Annotated in this window: 18 protein-coding genes and 2 pseudogenes; 7 read left to right on the top strand and 13 right to left on the bottom strand. The window is 71.4% G+C overall.

The genetic code is table 11. The features are described 5' to 3' along the window. A complete protein-coding gene (locus QQK49_RS01680) occupies nt 1–882 on the top strand; it encodes a crotonase/enoyl-CoA hydratase family protein (RefSeq protein ID WP_284302377.1) in 882 nt (293 codons plus the stop codon). Between the two features lie 102 nt (nt 883–984). Here the strand turns inward: QQK49_RS01680 and QQK49_RS01675 are convergent, their stop codons facing one another. The 4 genes and pseudogenes from QQK49_RS01675 to QQK49_RS01660 all read right to left on the bottom strand — a co-directional run bounded on the left by QQK49_RS01675 (nt 985) and on the right by QQK49_RS01660 (nt 5162). Continuing rightward, nucleotides 985–1923 (bottom strand): alpha/beta hydrolase, encoded by a 939-nt coding sequence (locus QQK49_RS01675; protein WP_284302376.1) that lies wholly within the window; start codon nt 1921–1923, stop codon nt 985–987. A gap of 90 nt (nt 1924–2013) precedes the next feature. After that, nucleotides 2014–3062 (bottom strand): annotated as a pseudogene (locus tag QQK49_RS01670) (6-phosphofructokinase). Continuing rightward, nucleotides 3059–4267, bottom strand: a complete 1209-nt coding sequence (locus tag QQK49_RS01665; protein ID WP_284302375.1) for a 6-phosphofructokinase — start codon at nt 4265–4267, stop codon at nt 3059–3061. Before QQK49_RS01665 ends, QQK49_RS01670 begins: the two are co-directional and overlap by 4 nt. A gap of 61 nt (nt 4268–4328) precedes the next feature. After that, nucleotides 4329–5162 (bottom strand): glycerophosphodiester phosphodiesterase family protein, encoded by an 834-nt coding sequence (locus tag QQK49_RS01660; protein ID WP_284302373.1) that lies wholly within the window; start codon nt 5160–5162, stop codon nt 4329–4331. A gap of 230 nt (nt 5163–5392) precedes the next feature. Between QQK49_RS01660 and QQK49_RS01655 the strand changes: the two genes are divergently transcribed. Beyond that, nucleotides 5393–5977: a phage holin family protein gene (locus tag QQK49_RS01655; RefSeq protein WP_284302372.1), complete on the top strand. Its 585-nt coding sequence runs from the start codon at nt 5393–5395 to the stop codon at nt 5975–5977. A 73-nt stretch (nt 5978–6050) separates the two neighbouring features. Here QQK49_RS01655 and QQK49_RS01650 read toward each other — a convergent pair whose 3' ends face one another. The 4 genes from QQK49_RS01650 to nth are packed head-to-tail and all read right to left on the bottom strand — an operon-like array spanning nt 6051 to nt 8669. Next, entirely contained in the window at nt 6051–7256 is a 1206-nt protein-coding gene (locus tag QQK49_RS01650) for a MarP family serine protease (RefSeq protein ID WP_284302371.1), read from the bottom strand. Then, complete coding sequence (locus QQK49_RS01645; RefSeq protein WP_284302370.1) at nt 7253–7636, bottom strand: NUDIX hydrolase; 384 nt, start codon at nt 7634–7636, stop codon at nt 7253–7255. Before QQK49_RS01645 ends, QQK49_RS01650 begins: the two co-directional genes overlap by 4 nt. Further along, the gene (locus QQK49_RS01640; protein WP_284302368.1) at nt 7633–7947 is read right to left on the bottom strand and encodes an NUDIX domain-containing protein; all 315 of its coding nucleotides are present in this window, start codon (nt 7945–7947) and stop codon (nt 7633–7635) included. The genes QQK49_RS01645 and QQK49_RS01640 overlap by 4 nt, the downstream gene beginning before the upstream one ends. Next, complete coding sequence (gene nth / locus QQK49_RS01635; protein ID WP_284302367.1) at nt 7944–8669, bottom strand: endonuclease III; 726 nt, start codon at nt 8667–8669, stop codon at nt 7944–7946. The genes QQK49_RS01640 and nth overlap by 4 nt, the downstream gene beginning before the upstream one ends. Before the next feature lie 125 nt (nt 8670–8794). On the opposite strand from nth, the gene QQK49_RS01630 reads away from it, so the two are divergent. Then, a complete protein-coding gene (locus QQK49_RS01630) occupies nt 8795–9472 on the top strand; it encodes a Crp/Fnr family transcriptional regulator (protein WP_284302366.1) in 678 nt (225 codons plus the stop codon). Nucleotides 9473–9589: 117 nt separating this feature from the next. Here the strand turns inward: QQK49_RS01630 and QQK49_RS01625 are convergent, their stop codons facing one another. The 4 genes from QQK49_RS01625 to sp36 all read right to left on the bottom strand — a co-directional run bounded on the left by QQK49_RS01625 (nt 9590) and on the right by sp36 (nt 12009). After that, nucleotides 9590–10393, bottom strand: coding sequence for an MBL fold metallo-hydrolase (locus QQK49_RS01625; RefSeq protein WP_284302365.1), 804 nt, complete (start codon nt 10391–10393; stop codon nt 9590–9592). Further along, on the bottom strand, nt 10390–11256 hold the full coding sequence (locus QQK49_RS01620) for an NUDIX hydrolase (RefSeq protein WP_284302364.1): 867 nt from the start codon (nt 11254–11256) through the stop codon (nt 10390–10392). Before QQK49_RS01620 ends, QQK49_RS01625 begins: the two co-directional genes overlap by 4 nt. 4 nt (nt 11257–11260) lie before the next feature. After that, the gene (locus QQK49_RS01615; protein ID WP_284302363.1) at nt 11261–11740 is read right to left on the bottom strand and encodes a RidA family protein; all 480 of its coding nucleotides are present in this window, start codon (nt 11738–11740) and stop codon (nt 11261–11263) included. A gap of 113 nt (nt 11741–11853) precedes the next feature. Next, on the bottom strand, nt 11854–12009 hold the full coding sequence (sp36, locus tag QQK49_RS01610) for a Sp36 family protein (protein WP_284302362.1): 156 nt from the start codon (nt 12007–12009) through the stop codon (nt 11854–11856). Nucleotides 12010–12179: 170 nt separating this feature from the next. Between sp36 and QQK49_RS01605 the strand changes: the two genes are divergently transcribed. From QQK49_RS01605 to QQK49_RS22485, 3 genes and pseudogenes are all read left to right on the top strand, one after another. After that, the gene (locus QQK49_RS01605) at nt 12180–12908 is read left to right on the top strand and encodes an ArsA-related P-loop ATPase (RefSeq protein ID WP_348536043.1); all 729 of its coding nucleotides are present in this window, start codon (nt 12180–12182) and stop codon (nt 12906–12908) included. Continuing rightward, nucleotides 12826–13209 carry a hypothetical protein gene (locus QQK49_RS22490; RefSeq protein ID WP_348536042.1) on the top strand — a complete coding sequence of 128 codons (384 nt, stop codon included), beginning with the start codon at nt 12826–12828 and terminating at the stop codon, nt 13207–13209. Before QQK49_RS01605 ends, QQK49_RS22490 begins: the two co-directional genes overlap by 83 nt. Then, nucleotides 13206–13745: pseudogene (locus QQK49_RS22485) on the top strand (ArsA family ATPase); the annotation flags it as partial. The gene QQK49_RS22490 and the pseudogene QQK49_RS22485, both read left to right, overlap by 4 nt. An 824-nt stretch (nt 13746–14569) precedes the next feature. On the opposite strand, the gene QQK49_RS01595 reads toward QQK49_RS22485, so the two are convergent. Further along, the gene (locus tag QQK49_RS01595) at nt 14570–14887 is read right to left on the bottom strand and encodes a WhiB family transcriptional regulator (RefSeq protein WP_284302361.1); all 318 of its coding nucleotides are present in this window, start codon (nt 14885–14887) and stop codon (nt 14570–14572) included. Nucleotides 14888–15159: 272 nt separating this feature from the next. Here QQK49_RS01595 and QQK49_RS01590 point away from each other — a divergent pair, with 272 nt between their 5' ends. Next, nucleotides 15160–17442: a penicillin-binding protein gene (locus tag QQK49_RS01590; protein WP_284302360.1), complete on the top strand. Its 2283-nt coding sequence runs from the start codon at nt 15160–15162 to the stop codon at nt 17440–17442. Nucleotides 17443–17495 lie beyond the last annotated feature (53 nt).

The following is a 17495-nucleotide window of genomic DNA, read 5'->3' as shown; positions in this document are numbered from 1 at the left end:
ATGAGTGCGCAGAGCGAGAACGGGAACGAGGCCGAGAACACGGCCGGGGTGGGCGAGTCCATCGACGGCGGTGGCACCGACGCGTCGCCGGCGGTCCTCATCGAGCGCGACGGGCACGTCGAGACATGGACGCTGAACCGGCCCGACATCCGCAACGCCATCTCCGACGACGACATGATCGATGCGATCGTCGAGGCCGTGGGCCGGGTGAACGTCGACGACGAGGTCCGTGCGGTGGTGCTCACCGGTGCAGGGTCGGCGTTCTCGGCCGGTGGCAACGTGCGGGCGATGGCCGAGAAGAGCGGCATGTTCGGCGGCTCCCCGGCCCGGATGCGCGAGGGGTACCGCCGGGGCATCCAGCGCATCCCCCGGGCTCTCTACGAGTGCGAGGTCCCCGTCGTCGCGGCGGTCAACGGACCCGCGGTCGGTGCCGGCTGCGACCTGGCGCTCATGTGCGACCTGCGGATCGCGTCGGCGACGGCGTTCTTCGCCGAGAGCTTCGTCAAGCTCGGCATCATCCCCGGCGACGGCGGGGCCTGGTTCCTGCCGCGGGTCGTCGGCGCGGCACGGGCGGCCGAGATGGCGTTGACCGGCGATGCGATCGATGCGGCCACGGCCCTCGAGTGGGGGCTGGTGTCGCGGGTCGTCGAGCCAGACGACCTCCTCACCGCGGCACACGAACTGGCGGCGCGAATCGCGGCCAATCCGCCGCGGGCCACCCGGATGACCAAGCGGTTGCTGCGCGAGTCCGCCCATTCCAGCCTGTCGAGCCTGCTGGAGCTCTCGGCCGCGATGCAGCCCCTCGGACACCACACCGCCGACCACGCCGAGGCGCTGGCCGCTATGCGCGAGAAGCGCACCGGCACCTACACCGGCGACTGAGCGGGGGCCGCACCGCTGGGGCCAGACTCGACCGCAGACCGGCTCCCCTGCTGATGCGAGACGACAGGGGCGAGCTGCCCCAACGGTCTCGATCCGGCCGCGTCAGCGGGTGATGGCCTGCACCGACGCCGGGGTGTCCGCTTCGGGGTCGAGCGCCAGCGTCTCGATCAACCGTGCCAGCACCTCGGGGGTCTCGTACTGCGGCCAGGGACCCGCGTTCATCCGCACGAGACGCATCAGGGGGTGGTCGTCCACCAGGGCCACCGCCTCGGCAGACGGCTGTTCGAAGCCGCCGGAGAGCACGACGGTCCACACCGGGATGCGCAGGGAGTCGTAGAAGTGGGGGCCGGGCAGGTAAGGGTGGTCCTCGGCCAGGGTGTACATCGCCTGAATGGTCTCGATCGTGGGCCTGTGCAGCCACGATCCGTCAGGGGCGAAGGTCAGGGACCTCGTGATCTCGGGGAGGAGCCTGTCGCCGAACTCGACCGAGACCCAATCGGCCTGGGCCCGTTCGTTCAGTTGGTGGACGAGCGCGGAGGCCTGGGCGGGGGTCGAGCCGGTCTCCCCGAACCGGAACCTCTCCGTCATCACCTCCGCGAAACCGGCGGAGTTGACGAACGCGATCGCCTCCACGGCCGCCTCGGTGCTGTCGAGGACGGCACCGCCGAAGGAGACCAGGCCCCGAAAGGAGTCAGGCGACTCGAGAGCCGCGACCGTGCTCACGAAGGCGGAGTTCTCATGGGTGACGAGCAGTGGGCGGTCCAATCCCAGCTCCCGCACGACGGTGGGCAGGTGGCGCCACCCGTCCTCGGCGGTACGCATCTCGGCGCTCGACCGGCCGTGACCAGGAAGGTCGACGGCGTACGCCACGACGGAGTCGCCGAGCTCGGCGGCGAGCAGATCCCAGTTCGCCGCGCACATCCCTGTGGAGTGGACCAGCAGCACGGGGATCGCAGCACGCGCACTGCCTGCGTCCTTCACGTGTTCGACGACAGCCACGTCGCCGTCGTCGACCACGACCCGGTGTTCCCTGCATTTCATCGACCCAGTATGGGAGATGGAGCACCGATTCGTGCCGCTCGCATGCACCTCACCTTCGCCCCGACCCCGGCAGCGGCCGCGCGACGACGGTCAGGCGGGGCCCTCCGCGCGCAGGACGGGGATCGGTGGTTCCTCGCTGCGGGGGCTGCGTTCGGCGACGGCCGCGAGGGCGGGTCGGAGGTCGAGCCACCACTGCTCGCGGGGGCGACGGTTCTCGGCGTCGATCTGCTCCGGCATGCGTGAGACGGGCGCGAACGTGACGACCCCGTCGACGAGTCCGACGGATCGGGCGGCGGTGTCCTCAGCGGCGAGTTGACCGGCAAGTCCGTCGACGGCGTGTTTGACCAGCCGCGTGGCGAGGATGCGGTCGAACGGCGTCGGGGCGCCGCCCTGCTGTACGTGTCCGAGGACGGCCTGCCGCACGTCGAACAGCGACTGGCCCTCCTCCTCGAAGAGGCGGGCCAGGAAGTCGGTGGTGTAGAGGTCGTTGGCGCGCTCGTTGCGGATCGTGAGGAACAGCCGCTTGCCGCCTCGGAACGCGCGGATCATCTCCTCCACGTCCTGCTGCAACCCCGCCAGGGTGATGCCCTCCTCGTGCAGGTACACGCGTTCTGCGCCGGAGGCCAGCCCGGACATGAGCGCGAGGTAGCCGCACCGGCGTCCCATGGTCTCCACGACGAAGCAGCGCTTGCTGGCGCTGGCCGACATCTTGATGGCGTCCAGGGCCGTGACGGCGCTGTTGAGGGCGGTGTCGCAGCCGATGGACAGCTCGGAGCTGGGCAGGTTGTTGTCGATGCTCGCCGGCACCAACATCATCGGGATGTCGAACGCGGGATACCGCCCGCGTTCGGAGTCGAGCAGGTGCACGGCCTGGTAGGCGTTGTAGCCACCGATGACGAGCAGCGCGTCGATCTCCAGTTTCTCGATCGACCGGCCGAGGGCGTAGAGCTCGTCGACGGTGGGGATGCGCCGGCGCGTTCCGAGCTCGGCGCCGCCCTCCCCGTCCAGCCTTCGACGTCGCCCCAGGTGAGTTCGCGGACGTGGCCCTCGATCAGACCGGGGAATCCGCCGTCGACGCCGATGATGTTCATCCCGCGCGTCAGCCCGAGTCGCTCGGCGGCCCTGGCGGCGGTGTTCATGCCCGGCGCGAGACCACCGGCGTGGACGATCGCGACCCGCGGCGCCTTCTCGATGGGTTCGACGGTCTGCGGGGGCGTGACATGCGCTCGAACACCGCGAGCATCTCGCCGAAGCTCGCGCCCCGGGCGGTGACGGCGGCCTCGTAGTCCTGCCGTTCGACGTGACGGGCGACCTCACGGGTCTGCTGCACGGCCTCGACCAGCGGGATCTGCGCGATGCGGTTGTGCCGCACCCCGAGGATGTGGGGCACGCTGTCGGGCGTCGCCTCGAGCACCTCCTGCACGGCCGCGTACCCGAGCAGGGTGCTCATCCACCGGTCGTACGCGCTCGGGGAGCCACCGCGCTGCACGTGACCGAGGATCGTCACCCGCGTGTCCTCACCGAGGCGCTCGGCCAGGAGGTCTTTGACCTGGGTGGCGGTGATGGGGGTGCCGTGCCGGTCGTGAGCGCCCTCGGCGACGAGCACGATGCTGTCGCGCCGCCCGGCGGCCCGGCCCGAGCGCAGCAGCTCGCACATGTCGTCCTCCCAGCCGTCGGCCGGAGGGTCCTCGGGGACGAACACGTAGTCGCATCCGCCGGCGATCGCCGCCATGAGGGGCAGGTATCCGCAGTGCCGTCCCATGACCTCGACGACGAAGCTGCGCTGATGGCTCGCCGCGGTGCTGGCGATGGTGTCGATGGCGTCGACGATGCGGTGCAGGGCCGAGTCGGCGCCGATGGTCATGTCGGTACCGACGAGGTCGTTGTCGATGGAGCCGACGAGCCCGGCGATCATCAGCGAGGTGTGGGCGTCCGCCACCTCCTGGGTGATCTGACCCTCGCGCGCGAGTTCGGCCACCAGGTCGGGCCAGTTGCGGCGGAACTCGTCGGTGCCGGTGAGGCTGCCGTCGCCGCCGATGACGATGAGCCGGTCGATGCCGTGCTCGAGCAGATGACGCGCCGCCGCGAGCTGCCCCGCCCGTTCGCGGAACTCCCGACATCTGGCCGTGCCGATGACGGTCCCGCCGCGGTGCAGGACGCTGCCCACGTCGTCCCAGTCGAGCCGGCTGATGCCGTCACCGCCGTCGACCGCCCCCTGCCAGCCCTCGCGGATGGCGTACACCTCGGCTCCGAGGTGGATGCCCGTGCGGACCACGGCCCGCACGGCCGCGTTCATCCCCTGGGCGTCTCCGCCGCTGGTGAGGACCCCGATCCGGGTCGTCATCGCCGTCTCCCCTCTGTTCGAACGGGCGGCGGTCACGCCGCGCCCCTGGGCTCCTCACCCATCATGCCTGGGGGTGGCCCGGCGGTCGGGCGGGGACCGGCATCCATGTGATCGGATCCTCGAGCGTCGCAGGCGGGCTCATGGGCGACCAGAGGTCGCGGTGGACGAACACGCCGCGCAGCACGTCGGGGCGGTCGGTGATGACGGCGTCGGCGCCGACGTCGAGCAGGTGATGCATGGTGTCGGCGTCGTCGACGGTCCAGGTGACAACCCGCACGCCCAGGTCGTGGGCCATCTCGATGACGCGCTCCACGTGGATCCGCAGGCGGCCCAGGCGGACCGGCACGTGCGCGAACGGCGCGGTGGCGATGTGCCGTGGTGGCCGGACGCCGGCCCGGGCGCAGGCGATCAGCATGGTGAGCGAGCGCCAGCCGAGCGTCGTCGCCACCCCCGGCACCTCCCGGCGGACCTCCAGCAGCCACCGGTCCCAGGCGCCGGCGATGCACAACCGGTCGGCCACCCCCGGGCGTCTCAGCGTCCTCACCAGCGGTTCGATGGCCCGCTCGTCCTTGAGGTCGACCGAGAAGCACGTGTCCGGAAAGGCCTCGAGCGCCTCGTCCAGACTCGGGATGGTCTCGCGCCCCTCCACCCGCAGCCGGCGCAGCTCGGCGAGGCTCCGGGCCGCGATCGGCCCACGCCCCTCGGTGACCCGGTCCAGCGTGGCGTCGTGGAAGCAGACCAGTTGGCCGTCGGAGGTCAAGCGGAGATCACTCTCCAGGTACCGGAACCCGAGGTCCGTCGTCAGCGCGAACGCCGCGAGGGTGTTCTCGGGGGCCAGCCCGCCACCTCCCCGGTGGGCCAGCGCGATGGGTCCGGTGGTGTCGGCATACCCCATGCCTCCACTGTCCTCGATGCGTGAGGCGTCCCCGACCGGACTCGGGCGCGCCACTCCGGCGTTCATCCACCTTTCACACCGGGGGCACCGCCCGCTCACGAGCGCGCCGCCGCCCCGCCACCGAACGCGCCGTCGAACGCGCCGGGACGCCTGACCTCGCCGGGTGACCGGCGAGTCGCTATGGTCTCCTTGTCATGAACGAGGGCGTCAAGCCCGCACAGGAGGTATCGATGTCCACGTCAATCCCCCCGACTCCGGACCCGGCCGCGCCGCGGGCCTCCGACCCGACCCTCGGTCGTCTGGTCGCCGACGCGACAGAGAACCTGTCCGGCATCATCCGTGACGAGATCGCCCTGGCGAAGGCCGAGATCTCCGTCGACGTCAACAAGGGCGTCAAGGGCGCCGCGATGTTCGCGGTCGCCGGGGTGCTGGCCCTGTTGGGTCTCATCTTCCTGCTCCACACGATCGCGCTCGGCATCAACGCCCTCGGTCTGCCGATGTGGGCGTCGTACCTGATCGTGACGCTGGTCCTCTTCGTCATCGCGGGCATCCTCGCGCTGGTGGGCAAGAGCGCGCTGAGCAAGATTAAGGGCAAGCCGGAGCGCACCATCGACTCGGCGCAGAAGTCGGTCGAGGCGGTCAAGCGCAGCGCGTCGGGTCACCGCACCCAGGCGGTCCGCGGAGCCGACCCGATCACGCACGGCCCCTCCCCCGCCACGGCGCCGGCGCGCATCGAGAACGCGCCGCGCACCGATGTCGCGTCCGCGGGCACCGTGTCCAGCGACGGCAGCGGCAGCACGCAGGCCAAGTCCTGATCGGTCCGTCACATCGACCAGGCGCCTCACCTTCGGGTGGGGCGCCTCGTCGTTTCGGTGCCGAAGCTCCGGCTCAGGCGGCGGTGCATCCTCCGACGGCGACCGTCTCGCGCGCCTGGGCGGTCTCGAGCACCGGGCGGAGTTCGGCGAGGCGCAGCGCGTACGCGGTGCCCTCGTCGTCGAGCGAGCGAGCGAAGACGACGCCGGCGACCGAGCCGTCCGTCGTCAGCAGCGGGCCGCCGGAGTTGCCCGGCTTGATGCCGGCGCGCACGCCGTAGACCTTGCGGACGACCCGGTCCTGGTAGTAGATGTCGCGGCCCTGCGCGGTGATGAGGTCGCGCACCCGCCCGGCGTGCGCCGTGTAGGGGCCTCCGAGCGGGTAGCCGGCGATGATCGCCTCGCTGCCACGGCGCAGGTCGGAGTCCGCCAGCGGGATCGGCGTGAGGTCGCCGGTGTCGGCGGCCAGCACGGCGAGGTCGCGTCCCGGGTCGAACGCGACGACCTCCGCCGTGCTGCGCAGCCCGTCCTTGCGGATCCGCACCGCATCCGATCCGGTGACGACGTGCGCGTTCGTGACGACGAGGCCGGGGCCGACGACGAAGCCGCTGCCCTCCTGCATCCGGCCGCACTGCCTCGCGGTGGCGTCGATGCGCACGACGGAGGCTCCCGCCCGCGCGATGGCGGCGTTGTCGGCGATGGCCGGGTCGGCGGCCTCGACCGGCGGCATGCGTTCGGGCTCGCCCTCGAACACCCGGGGAAATTCGTACCGGGCGAAGACGTCGGAGACCTCTTGCAGCGCACGCTCCTTCGACACCGGCGCGAGGTCGTCGACCGTCCGCAGCACCCGGGAGTCGTCGACCACGTCGGCGACGGCCGCGGGTACGGCCGTGCGCAGCAGCCCGGCGCCGAGCCAGACGATGCCGGCGGCGAGCACGAGGGAGACCACCGAGCCCAGCAGCGCATCGATCCGTCCGAGGGCCGCGGTGCGCACCGGCAGGATGCGGCGCGTGATCCCCGAGACCACCGCCTGACCGATGAGCGCCGCGAACAACACCAGTCCGACGAGCGCCACCAGGAGCGGGATCGGCGCGAGCTGTGGGGCGATGGCCTCGACGAACGCGGGGGCGAAGCGCAGCCCGAGCAGACCACCGACCACGAATCCCACCGCGCCACCGACCGTCCGCACGAATCCGCGCCGGTAGCCCTCGACCGCGTAGAGCAGGAGGCCGAGCAGCAGCAGACCGTCGAGGACGAGGGTGGCGTTCGTGGTGGTGATCATCGGTCCTCTCGTTCCGGGGACTGGTCGAGCATCATCGGCGCCCGTCCTGCGCTCACCCGGTCCGGCAGCGGCCGGGTAACGTGTGGATCCCACGGCCTCTCCAGTCCTCCGAGGACCGCGAGCCGGTCGATGAGGGCGGCGGTGAAGCCCCAGACGAAGAGTCCGGATGCCTCGAACCCGACCCCGCGATAGCCGACCCGGTGGGTCACGGTGAAACGGTTGACCGGATCGAGGAGTTCCGTCAGCGGCACCTGCTCGACCCGCGCGACCTCCGCCGGGGAGTTCACCCGCACCGGTGAGGGCGCGTGCCACCAGGCCAGGACGGGTGTGACGACGGAGGACGACACGGGCACGTGCACCTGCGGGAGGGTCGTGATCACCTCGACGCCGGCCGGCTCGAGGGCGATCTCCTCCCCGCCTCCCGCAGCGCGGCCGCGATCGGGCCGTCGTCGGTGGGGTCGACGCGGCCACCGGGAAAGGCGATCTGGCCCGCGTGGGAGCGCAGGCCGTGGGCCCGTTCGGTGAGCACGAGGATCTGCTCGCCCGGGTGCTCGGGTCGCGGCCCCACGAGCATGAGGACGGCGCTCTCCCGGTGGCCCACCCCCGCGGGGCGGTGCCGGGAGAAGAAGTCCTTCGGTGCGCGTCCGGCCGCGTCGCGGGCCCGGTCGAGCCACGCCGGCCGGTCGGTCACGGCGTGGTCGCGGGCGCGGGCGGGGCGTCCTTGACGAGCTTCTCGGCGGCCACGGGGTCGGTGACGCCGATGCCGTAGGAGGGGCACCAGCGGGCCACGGGGCACGCGCCGCACGCGGGTCGACGCGAGTGGCAGGTCCGGCGCCCGTGAAAGATCAGCACATGGGAGAGCATCGTCCAGTCCTTGCGGGGGATGAGTTCTCCGACGGCCTGCTCGACGCGGACCGGGTCCTCCTCGGTGGTCCATCCGAAGCGGCGCGCGAGACGCCCGAAGTGGGTGTCGACGGTGATCCCGGGAACTCCGAAGGCGTCGCCGAGGACGACGTTGGCGGTCTTGCGGCCGACGCCCGGGAGGGCGACGAGGTCGGGGAGCTTCTTCGGGACCTCGCCGTCGTACTTCTCCACCAGGGCCGCGCCGATCTTCATGAGGGAGTCGGCCTTGGCGCGAAAGAAGCCGGTGGGCTGGATGATCCCCTCGAGCTCGCTGCGGTCGGCGCCCGCGTACGCTGCGGCGTCGGGGTAGGTGGCGAAGAGTCGCGGGGTCACCATGTTGACCCGCACGTCGGTGGTCTGCGCCGACAGCACCGTCGCCATGAGCAGTTCGAGCGGGGTGGTGAAGTCGAGCTCGCAGTGGGCGTCCGGGTACCGCTCGTGCAGCACCCGGTACATGCGGCGTGCGCGCCGTTTGAGGGCGAGGGGGGACTCCGGTTCGAGGGTGCTCACGCGGTTCAGCCTAGGAGGGTGAGCGGCCGCGCCGCCGCCCGGTGAGCCGGCGGGATCGCGTCGGTCCGCCAGGTCAGGGGTCGAAGCTACGGGGGAGGCATGGTGACCTCTGGCACACTAGGGCTGTGGAGAACGACGTCGTACGCAAAGCTCCCCTGTTCGCTGCCCTGGATGACGAGGATGTCGCGGCGTTGCAGGCCACCATGTCGACGAGCCGCCTGTCACGCGGCGAGGTCCTGTTCCGGGAGGGCGAGCAGGGCGACCGTCTCTACGTGATCCAGGCGGGAAAGATCAAGCTCGGCCGCTCCAGCGCCGACGGGCGGGAGAACCTCGTGGCCATCCTCGGCCCGGGTGAGATGTTCGGTGAGCTCTCCGTGTTCGACCCGGGTCCGCGCAACGCGACGGCCACCGCCATCGCCGAGACCCACCTCATCGGCCTCGGCAACGAGGCTCTGCAGCAGTTCCTCCTCAGTCGTCCCCCGGTCGGTCAGAGCCTGCTCGCGGCCCTGGCCAAGCGCCTGCGCCGCACCAACGACTCCCTGGCCGACCTCGTCTTCACCGACGTCCCCGGCCGCGTCGCCAAGGCCCTGCTCGACCTCTCCGAGCGCTTCGGCAGGCCCACCGAGGAGGGCCTGCTCGTGGCCCACGACCTCACTCAGGAGGAGCTCGCCCAACTCGTCGGCGCCTCACGCGAGACGGTGAACAAGGCCCTCGCCGACTTCACCACCCGCGGATGGCTGCGCCTCGAGGCTCGCGCCGTCCTGCTGCTCGACGTCGAACGCCTGCGCCGCCGCAGCCGCTGAACCGCCGCCTCCCACTGATGTCTGACCGCCTCCTCGTGGAGGCGGTCAGACATCAGGTTCGAGGAAGGCCGGGTCCAGGGACAGGAGGCGCTGGGCGCCCCGAGCCTGGGGCTCTGATCACTCCCCGCGGAGGTGGTGGAGTTGGGCCTCGATGCTGCGGGACGCCGCGGGCCACAGCTCGCGTGGCACGTCGGCGTACACGACCTCGAGCACCGACTGGACGTCGGTCGCCCCGCCCTCGACGGCGCGTCGCACCTGGTCCAGGCGCTCCCTGCGGTGGTCGAGGTAGTAGTGCACCGAGGCGTCGGCGTCCGGCAGGTAGGCGCCGTGCCCGGGGAGGAACGTGCGCACCCGGCCGGTGCCGGTGAGGCCTGCGAGCCGGTCGAGCGAGCCGAGATAGTCGTCGAGGCGGCCGTCGGGCCAGGCCACCATCGTCGTGCCCCACCCGAGGATCGTGTCGCCGGTGAGCAGGGCGTCGTCGGCGCCGACGTAGAAGCACACCGAGTCTGCCGTGTGCCCGGGCGTGCCCAGGACCCCGATCTCGACGTCCCCCGCGCTCACCACGTCGCCGTCGGCGAGGTCGTCCTCCCCCTCGCCCTGTGCCCGGACCCGCGCGCCCACCCGCTCGGCGAACGCCCCGGCGCCCTCGGCGTGGTCGGGGTGGCGGTGGGTCAGCAGCACCGCCTCGACGCGCCGACCGTCGACGACGTCGAGGATGGCCGCGAGGTGCGTCCCGTCGTCGGGCCCCGGGTCGACGACGACGCACGCGCCAACGCCCGGCTCCCCGACGACCCAGGTGTTGGTGCCCTCGAGCGTCATCGGTGAGGGGTTCGGCGCCAGGACGGCCCGCACGTGCGGAGTCCCCGCGCCGCCGGTCCACGTGCCCGGCTCGACCGGCGGAGTCGGGGGTATCGGGCTCATGACGTCCTCCCTGCGACGGGGAGCTCCATGCGCAGGCGCGCCCCGTCTCCGTGGGGTTCGAGTGTGGGCATGACGCGGGCCATCGGCGGCGCGGCGGCGAGGAGATCGCCCGAGTCCGCGGCGGCGGCCAGGCTCTCGAGGCACACGATCGTCGGAGGCAGGAGCGCGGCGCTGCCGGCCTCGGCCTCGGCGAGGAGGTCGGCGGGTGACACCCAGTCGGCTGTGTCGGCCTCGCTGGTGCGGTCGTCGGGGATCTGCCCCTCCGGCAGCCGCGCCAGGAAGAAGCGCGTGTCGTAGCGGCGACGCTCGAACTCGGGGGTCACCCAGTGCGCCCACGGTCGCAGCAGGTCGGTCCGCAGCACGTACCCGTGACGCACGAGCATCTCGGAGAACGCCTGCTCGTGGGAGGCCAGTCGGTCACGTTCGGCGTGCCAGTCCGCGCCGGACACATCGCCGACGAGACTCGCGTCGTCGGGGCCGGCCAGCAGCACCCCGCACTCCTCGAAGACCTCCCGGGCGGCGGCCACGACGAGTTCGCGGGCCTCCGCCTCGTCGTGGGCTCCGAGTTGCTCGGCCCAGTCGGCCGGTGACGGACCGGCCCAGGGCAGGTCGTCGTCGCCGTCGCGGGGGTCGACCCCACCGCCGGGGAACACCAGGCGGTTGGGGGCGAAGGCCATCGAGGAGCTGCGCCTCAGCATGAACACCTCGACGCCACCCTCACCGGTCGCCGCGTCGCGAACCACCATGACGGTGGACGCCGGACGCGCAGGCACCGGCGCATCGTCGTCGGCGGCCGTGGCCGAGGTCAGGCCGACCGGCACCGGAAAGTACCGGACGACCCGTTCGACGCTGAGACCTGCCATGGGCTCAGTCGTCCTCGGCGAGGGCGACGATCATCTCCACCTCCACGGGCGCGTCCAGCGGCAGGGCGCTGACTCCGACCGCGCTGCGCGCGTGCACCCCGGCATCGCCGAACGCCTTGCCCAGCAGGTCGCTGGCACCGTTGACGACGCCCGGCTGGCCGGTGAACGAGGGGTCGCTGGCGACGAACCCGACGACCTTGACGACCTGCGCCACGCGATCCAGATCGCCGACGACGTTCTTGACGGCCGCGATCGCGTTGAGCGCGCAGAGCTGCGCCAGTTCCTTGGCCTGCTCGGGGCTGACGAGACCCTCACCCTCGCCGACCTTGCCGGTGGCCGGCATCGCACCGTCCTTCATGGGCAGCTGCCCCGAGGTGTAGATGCGGCGACCATCCCGCTGCGCGGGGACGTAGGACGCCACGGGCGGGACGACCTCGGGGACGGACAGTCCCATCTCGGCCAGACGATCTTCGATGGTGCTCACGGCTCTTCTCCTCGGCTCGCGGTGTTCTCGGGTTCAGGGGTCTGCTGATGATCTCGGGTCGGTGCCGGGCGGTCCCGGACGTCGCGCGTGGACGCCCGGGAGCGCGCCGGGACTCAGGACTGCAGGGGGCGCTTGAGGTAGGCGACGAGGTTGCCCTCGGGCATCACGACGACCTGGACGAGCTCCCAGCCGTCGGACCCCCAGTTGTCGAGGATCGCCTTGGTGTTGTGGACGATCAGCGGAACGGTGACGTACTCCCACGTGGTCATGCCCCCGACTCTAGACCGGACCCGCCGAGGTGGAAGGCACCCGCCGCGGACACCCCCTCGCCGAGACCGCCGGCTATATCGGGCGGTCTCGGCGAAACCCGAGCACTCCTCGCGAACTGCCCGAACCTCCTCCGGGTGTCGGGCCGCGGTGGCGTCCCTACAGTTGAGCCATGTCCGACTCCCCGCACGCCGCCGACTGGCCGGGCGCGCGTCTCCACGTCGTCACCGGCAAGGGCGGCACCGGTAAGACGACGGTCGCCTCCGCGCTCGCCCTCACGCTGGCGAGCCTCGGCCACAAGGTGTTGCTCGCCGAGGTCGAGGGGCGGCAGGGCATCAGCCAGGCCTTCGACGTCGCTCCCCTGGCGGACGACGAACGGCTCGTGTTGCGGGTCTCCGGCGGTGGTGAGATCTGGGGGCTGGCGGTCGACGCCAAGGCCGCGCTCCTCGAATACCTCAGCATGTTCTACAAATTGGGGCGGGCCGGCGGCGTGCTCGAACGCATGGGCGCCATCGACTTCGCCACGACCATCGCGCCGGGCGTGCGCGACGTGCTGCTCATCGGCAAGGTGTACGAGGCGGTGCGCCGGCGGGCCGAGCGCGGGCGTCCGACGCGCGCGGGCACCTCCCCGTGGGTCTACGACGCGGTCGTCCTCGACGCTCCCCACCGGCCGGGTCGCCCACTTCCTCAACGTCAACGACGAGGTGGCGGAGCTGGCGAGGATGGGGCCGATCCGCGGCCAGGCCGACTCGATCACCCGCATGCTGCGCTCGGGCACGTGCGTCGTCCACATCACGACCTTGCTCGAGGACATGCCGGTGCAGGAGACGATCGACGCCGTCGCCGACCTGGCGCGCATCCAGGTCCCGCTCGGCGCGATCATCGTCAACCAGGCACGTGAGGAGATCCTCTCCGAGGCCACCGTCGCCGACCTTCCGGCGCTGCAGGACGAGGAGTCCGTCGCGGCGCTGGGCGGTGTGCTGTCCGAGTCCCGGGTGGACGGATCGCCCGAGGTCGTCACGGCCCTGCTGCAGCAGGCCCGCGATCACGCCGACCGCCTCGCGCTCGAGGACGTCCACCTCGACGTCCTCGCCCGCCACGGCGTCCCCCTGCTCGTCCTGCCCAAGGTGGGCGAGGGCACCGACCCGGCAGGCATCCGCATCCTCGCCCAACATCTGGCCGAACAGGCGGTGTGGTCATGACCGAATCCCCCGCACGTCACCGCCGTCGCCAGGCGGCCCACTTCTCGGAGTCCGAGCCGCGGCCGGCGCTCGGGGTCGACGGGCTGCTCGGCGACAAGGGCGTCCACATCATCGTCTGTTGCGGCTCCGGCGGTGTCGGCAAGACGACGACCGCGGCGGCCCTCGCCGTCCGCGCGGCCGAGCAGGGTCGCAGCGTCGTCGTGCTGACGATCGACCCCGCCCGGCGGCTGGCGCAGTCCCTCGGCCTGACCGAACTCGACAACACCCCCCGCGCCGTGGAGGGGATCGACGCCTCCCGCGGAGGCCGGCTCGACGCCATGATGCTCGACATGAAGCGCACGTTCGACGAGGTCGTCCAGGCGCACGCCACCCCGGAGAAGGCGGCGCAGATCCTCGCCAACCCCTTCTACGAGGCCTTGTCGAGCTCGTTCGCCGGCACCCAGGAGTACATGGCGATGGAGAAGCTCGGGCAACTCCACGCCTTCACCGAGCCCGACGGTCGGCCACGCTGGGATCTCGTCGTCGTCGACACGCCGCCCTCGCGCTCGGCGTTGGACTTCCTCGACTCACCGACGCGACTGGGCTCCTTCCTCGACGGCCGGTTCATCCGGGTGCTGCTGGCCCCCGCCAAGGCCGGCGGCCGCGCCTACACCAAGGTCGTCGGGGTCGGCATCGGCATGGCGTCGGGGGTGTTGTCCAAGCTCCTCGGCGCGTCCACCCTGGAGGACGTCCGCGGCCTGGTGGCGGCGCTGGACACGATGTTCGGCGGGTTCCGCGAGCGGGCCGACCAGACGTTCTCGCTGCTCCAGCGCCCGGAGACGGCGTTCGTCGTCGTGGCCTCCCCGAGCGGGATGCGCTGCGGGAGGCGGGCTACTTCATCGACCGGCTGGTGGCCGAGGCGATGCCGCTGGCCGGTGTGGTCGTCAACCGGGTGCGTCACACCCGCACGTCGGCGGTGTCGGTGGACTCGGCGACCTCCGCGGCCGAGGAGCTGCGGGCGCGGGCGGAGTCCTCGAACGACGGGGATCGCCTGCTGGCGGCCGCCGAACTCCTGGACGTGCACGCCGACATCGCCGCCGAGGCGCGCAGGCACGAACGGCTCACGAACGACTTCGCGGCGCGGCATCCTGCGGTTCCTCTGGTGCGGGTGCCCATCGCCGCCACCGACGTCCACGACCTCGACGGGCTCCGCGGCATCGGTACGGAACTGGCGCGCGTGTCTCGGGAGCGGGCCGAGGCGCAGGCGGCCCTCGAGCGAGCCTCCGTCACGCGAGCGTCCGCTCCGGGGCAGGACTGAGCCCCGGTCGTCGCAGCACGGATCGATGGGATCCGGGCCTACGGACGCCGGGGCTGTGTCAGGTCAGTCCGTCTCGTCCTCGGCGCGTGCGCGCTGGAAGAGGTCGCGCCAGGAGGTGACTCCGGGGTGCCGACGCAGGATGGCGCGGCGCTCGCGCTCGGTCATGCCACCCCAGACGCCGAACTCGGCCCGGTGGTCCAACGCGTCGGCGAGGCACTCGGCCACGACCGGGCAGCGTAGGCAGATCTTCTTGGCCTGCTGTTGCGCAGCCCCCTGGACGAACAGCTCATCCGGTGTGGAGGCCCGGCAACTCGCGAGTGGAGTCCAGTCCTCCACCCAGTCCGACTGACGACGCCGCATCGGCGTTGATGTGATCGTCATTCCCCGTCCTCTGTGTCGGCGACCAACGGTGTGGCGCATGCACGTGGCCGCGTGAGCGGCTGACGAGCGATGGCTCGTTACTCCAACGTTAGGAAGCCGGGGGCTCCGGCGCGATCCCCCGGGAGGATGGTTCGACGTAGTCCGAAGTGACTAGACCCGTGGGATCACCTGCGGTTTCGGACGCCCTTCAGACCCCCGAGCGCGCCTGAGGCGCGGCCGACACGGGTCGAGCGCCGTGAACCGTTGTCAGTGATGCCGTTTACGCTGGACTCATGGAACGGCGTCAGGGAGCGACCGCGGTCGCTGGACTTCTCGGAGCGTTCGTCGCGGCATCCACCGTGCTCGGGCTATTGGCCGCAGGTGTGATCATGCCGATCGTCGGCGCGGGAGGGATGACGGCCAAGTCGGTGGTCACGGCGTTCGACGCGCTGCCGGCGCAGTTCACGGCCTCGCCCATGGCGCAGCAGTCGCGCATCCTCGCCAAGGACGGCTCGGTCATCGCCACGCTGTACGACGAGAACCGCCTGGTCGTGCCCATCGACAAGATCGCCCCGGTCATGCTCGATGCGCAGGTGGCCATCGAGGACCGCCGGTTCTACGAGCACGGCGGCGTTGATGGTCGTGGGCTCGTGCGCGCCCTCGTGTCCACCGCGGGTGGTGAGACCCAGGGCGCCTCGACGCTCACCCAGCAGTACGTGCGGCAGTTGCTCATCGCGACGGCTCGTCAGAAGGGCAACGAGGACGCGGCGGAGGCCGCTCAGGCCCGCAGCGGCATCCCCGGCATCGTCCGCAAGATCCAGGAGATGAAGTACGCCATCTCGATGGAGCAGCGGCGCAGCAAGGAGCAGATCCTCGAGGGCTACCTCAACATCGTGTACTACGGCGCCAACGCCTACGGGGTCGAGGCTGCCGCGCGGCGGTACTTCGACACCACCGCAGCCGAGCTCTCGCTGCCCCAGGCGGCGCTCATCGCCGGTCTGGCCCAGAACCCGGGCACGGCCGACCCCATCAACAACCCCGAGCGGGCCATCGAGCGCCGCAACGACGTGCTCGACGCCATGCGGCAGCAGGGCATGATCAGCACGCGGCGCATGAACGGTGCCAAGAAGTCGGCCCTCTCGCTCAAGGTCACGCAGACCAAGCCGTCCTGCCCCGCCGCCACCAACACCTACGTGTGCGACTACGTCGTCAAGTGGTTGATGGAGCAGCCGGCGCTCGGCAACACCCCCGAAGAGCGCCGCAAGCGTCTCTACTACGGCGGGCTCAACGTGCACACGACGTTCGACCCCAAGCTGACGGAGTACACGACCAAGGTGCTGGCCGATCGCGTGCCTCCGACCAACGCGAGCCAGCGGGGTGCGGCGGCCGCCGTCGTCGAGCCGGGCACCGGCCGGGTGCTGTCCATCGGGCAGAACACCGAGTGGGCGCTGGAGGGCGGCCCGGGCAAGACGAGCCTCAACTGGGCCGTCGACAACAAGTACGGCGCCTCCGCCGGGTTCCAGATCGGGTCGACCGCCAAGATGTTCGCCGTCGTCACCGCTCTCGAACAGGGCATGACGGCCGGCTCCCGCTTCTACGCCCCGGTCGACGGCACCACCTTCCCCGGCTCGGCGTTCAAGGGTGAGCAGTGCGGCTACACCGACAGGTCGTTCTCGCCGTACAACGCCGAGGGCGAGGAGCACGGCATGACCACGCTGCGCGAGGCCACGGTCATGTCGATCAACACCGCGTTCGCCCAGCTCGCCACAGAGACCGGTGTCTGCCCGCAGCGTGACGTCATGCGCCGGATGGGCATGACCCGTGCCGACGGCAAGGAGTACGGCTCGGGCGGTCTGGCGGCGACCATCCTCGGCGCCGACAACGCCTCCCCGCTCACGCTGGCGGCCTCCTACGCCACGCTCGCCGCCGGTGGCATGTACTGCGAGCCGCGACCGGTCGAGAAGGTCGAGGCCTTCGACGGCACCAAGCTCCCCATCGGCGAGAACAAGTGCCGCCGGGCGATCGAGCCCAAGGTCGCCTACGACGCGACCCGCATCCTGCAGGGCGTCGTTACCGACGGCACGGGCAAGCGCGCCGCGCTCTCCGGGCGTCAGGTGGCCGGTAAGACGGGTACGGCCGACAACAGCACGGAGACCTGGTTCGCGGGCTACACGCCGCAGCTGTCGACGGCCGTCTGGTACGGCACCCCCTACACGCAGCGGTCGGTGGGCGCTTACGGCGGCACGGTCGCCGCTCCCCTGTTCGCCCGCATCATGGGCGAGGCGAGCAAGGGCATGAAGGCCGAGCGGTTCCGCCTCACCGGCGGCGACGATTCGGACTCCGAGCAGAGCGAGGCCAAGCAGGTGCGGGTGCCCAACGTCGTCGGGCGTGGGCGCCAGAGTGCCACCAACCGTCTCGAGCAGGCGGGCTTCGAGGTCGAGATCGCCGATGAGCGGGTCTCCTCCTCCGACGTCCAGCGTGGCCGTGTCGCCGAGATGTCTCCGGGCGCCGGTGAGGAGACCGACGAGGGGTCGACGATCCGCCTCACCTTGTCGAGCGGGCGCAGTCAGAACTGAGTGTTGGATGCGTCGGGCCTCCTCCGCTCGGAGGGGGCCCGAGCACTTTCTGC

Source organism: Mobilicoccus caccae (assembly GCF_030161635.1).
In the GTDB taxonomy this organism is placed as follows: Bacteria; Actinomycetota; Actinomycetes; order Actinomycetales; family Dermatophilaceae; genus Mobilicoccus; species Mobilicoccus caccae.
The sequence above is the reverse complement of the archived record's forward strand: the minus strand, read 5'-3'. Positions and strand labels throughout refer to the sequence as shown.